Genomic DNA, 2,975 nt, shown 5'->3' with positions numbered 1-2,975 from the left:
GGGTGGTTCAGTGATCCACTGATGGACCCCCACCCTCAATCCCTCCCCTCAAGGGGGAGGGAGGCGAAGGCTGCACACTGGCTCACTGGCACCGCACCACACTCGATCGGTCCCTCCCCCTTCTTCAGGGGGAGGCTAGGTGGGGGTGCCGAGGCCGGCGCAGCCAGGGGTATCCCCGCATGACCCAGCCCCTTCTCACCCTGCGCGACGTCCACAAGCATTTCCGCCTGCCCGGCCCGGTCTTCGGGCCCAAGCCGGTCCTGCGCGCCGTCGATGGCGTCGATCTCGAGCTGATGCGCGGGGAAACCCTCGGCCTTGTCGGCGAATCCGGCTGCGGCAAGTCCACCCTCGCCCGCACCGTCATCCGCCTCTACGAACCTACCTCCGGCAGCATCGTCTTCGACGGTGAGGAGGTCGGTCAGACCGGTGAAAACCGGCTCGGAACCTTCCGCCGCCGCGTGCAGATGATCTTCCAGGACCCCTATGCCAGCCTCAATCCGCGCATGAGCGTGGGCGAGCTGATCGCCGAGCCCATGGACATTGCCCGTGTCGGCACCCCGGCTTCCCGCCGCAAGAAGGTGGCCGAGCTGCTCGACCGTGTCGGCCTGCCGGCCGATGCCGGCGCCCGCTTCGCCCATGAATTCTCAGGCGGCCAGCGCCAGCGCATCGGCATTGCCCGGGCCATCGCGCTCGAGCCCGATCTGGTGATCTGCGACGAGCCGATTTCGGCCCTCGACGTCTCGGTGCAGGCGCAGGTGGTCAATATGCTCGAGGACCTGCAGGCCGATCTCGGCCTCACCTACCTCTTCATCACCCATGACCTGTCCATGGTCCGGCATATCTCGGACCGCATCGGGGTCATGTATCTGGGCAAGATCGTGGAGCTGGCCACCAGCGCCGATCTCTACCATCGCCCCTCTCACCCCTATACGCGCGCTTTGCTCTCGGCCATTCCAGTGCCCGATCCGGAAGCCGCCCGCGCCGCCGAACCCATGCAGGGGGAAATCCCCAGCCCCATCGATATTCCCTCGGGTTGCCGTTTCCGCACGCGCTGCCCGCTGGCCACCGAGCTTTGCGCCCGGGTCGAGCCGCCGCTGACCGATATCGGCAACGGACATCTCTCGGCCTGCCATTTCGCCAAGGAACTGGCGCAAGAGACGACCGGGGCTTCGGCCCCCTAACAGGAGAGAACGCAATGAAGAAATTGGTTCTGCCGCTGATTACAGCGGCACTGCTGGCAACCACTGGCGGCGTCTTCGCCGCCGGGGAATTGACCTATGTGGTCAATAATGAAAGCGCCAAATACGATCCGGGCACCACGGCCGAAACCTTCGCCGCACCGATCATCGGCAACACCTTCGAGGGTCTGGTTCGCATGAACCCCGAGGGCGAAGTCATTCCCGCCCTCGCCGAAAGCTGGGACATTTCCGAGGACGGCCTGACCTATACCTTCCATCTGCGCGATGCGAAGTGGTCCGATGGCCAGCCGGTCAAGGCCTCCGATTTCGTCTATGCCTGGAAGCGCGTGCTCGATCCGGCCACCGGCGCCATGAACTCGCAGATGCTCTACCACATCGTGGGCGCGGAAGAGGCCTTCAACGGTGGCGACGCTTCGGCCATCGCCATCTCGGCCCCCGATGACAAGACGCTGACCTTCACCCTCAAGCAGCGCGTCCCCTATATGCTGCAGCTGCTCAACTACCCCGCCTTCTACCCGGTGCGCGAAGACGTCGTCTCCGCCGATCCGGAAGGCTGGACCCGCAATCCGGCGACCTTTATCGGCACCGGCCCGTTCCGCGTCACCGCCTTCAATCAGGGCGAGTCGGTGGTGTTCGAAAAGAACCCGAACTATTACGACGCCGACGCCGTCAGCCTCGACAAGCTCACCTTCCGCCTGATCCCCGATCCGGCAACGGCCCTGGCCGCCATGGAAGCCGGCGATGTCGACGGCATCGAGTCCGTCCCTGCCCCGGAAATTCCGCGTCTGTCGGTGGAATCGGATGCCTTCCTCGTCGTTCCGGCGCTGGGCACCACCTATGCCTTCTTCAACCCGCACCAGGCGCCCTTGGACAATATCCATGTCCGCAAGGCGCTCTCGATGGCCATCGATCGTTCCGAAATCATCGAATTCGTGCTGCAGTCGGCCGACACCCCGGCTCTCGGCCTTGTGCCCCCGGGCATGAGCCTTGCCGGTGAAGACTTCACCGAAGGCCGTGACACTTTCGGTCTCGCCGACACTGCCGAAGTCGAAGCCGCCCAGGCCGAACTGGCCGAAGCCGGCTACCCGAATGGCGAAGGCTTCCCGGCGACGCTCTACGTCACCTATTCCTCCCCGCCGATCGAAAAGCTGCTCGAAGCCATCCAGCAGATGTGGAAGGAAAACCTCAATATCGACGTCAACATCCAGGCGTCCGAATGGCAGGTCTACTACCCGGAAGTCCAGAAGGTCGAATACCAGATCGCCCAGATGGGCTGGGGCGCCGACTATCCGCACCCCATGACCTTCCTCGACAACTTCGTCACCGGCAGCGCCAACAACCTCAACAACTGGTCGAACGCCGATTACGACGCCGCCATCGAGGCCGCCAAGGCCGCGACCGATGAGGCGACCTCGCGCGACGAGATGCGCAAGGCCGAGGCCATCCTGATGAACGACCACGTCATCCTGCCGCAATATCATCGCTACAACTACATGATGATGAGCCCCAAGGTGACCGGCTTCTGGCGCTCGCCCCTCAACGTCCCCTACTTCCGCGACGCTGAGATCAGCGAATAATCCCACTCCCAACCCCCGCCTCCGGGCGGGGGTTTTCGAACTGTATTTTTGGCTCCTGCCCTACCTCTCCCTTGCGGGAAGTGTTTACTTCGGACGTTTTGGCAATAGTCTTGAGCTCTTGCGCCTCCCTCCCCCTTGAGGGGAGGGATTGAGGGTGGGGGTCCATCAGTGGATCACTGAACCACCCCCCACCCCGGCC

The 2,975-nt window shown here is 63.9% G+C and carries 2 protein-coding genes; both read left to right on the top strand.

Going from position 1 to position 2,975, the window contains the following annotated elements; all coding sequences use genetic code 11:
- Positions 1–179 precede the first annotated feature (179 nt).
- Positions 180–1,181, top strand: a complete 1,002-nt coding sequence (locus tag DEVEQU_RS18655) for an ABC transporter ATP-binding protein (RefSeq protein ID WP_126152116.1) — start codon at positions 180–182, stop codon at positions 1,179–1,181.
- 14 nt (positions 1,182–1,195) lie between these two features.
- Positions 1,196–2,776: a peptide ABC transporter substrate-binding protein gene (locus DEVEQU_RS18650; protein WP_126152115.1), complete on the top strand. Its 1,581-nt coding sequence runs from the start codon at positions 1,196–1,198 to the stop codon at positions 2,774–2,776.
- Positions 2,777–2,975 lie beyond the last annotated feature (199 nt).

It is taken from the genome of Devosia equisanguinis (assembly GCF_900631955.1).
Lineage (GTDB): Bacteria > Pseudomonadota > Alphaproteobacteria > Rhizobiales > Devosiaceae > Devosia > Devosia equisanguinis.
Note: the sequence above shows the minus strand (reverse complement) of the source record. Positions and strands in the feature narration are given on the sequence as shown.

Excerpts from the sequence above, each read along its gene's own strand:
- DEVEQU_RS18650 (WP_126152115.1), top strand. The coding sequence starts at position 1,196 with ATGAAGAAATTGGTTCTGCCGCTGATTACAGCGGCACTGCTGGCAACC.
- DEVEQU_RS18655 (WP_126152116.1), top strand. The coding sequence starts at position 180 with ATGACCCAGCCCCTTCTCACCCTGCGCGACGTCCACAAGCATTTCCGC.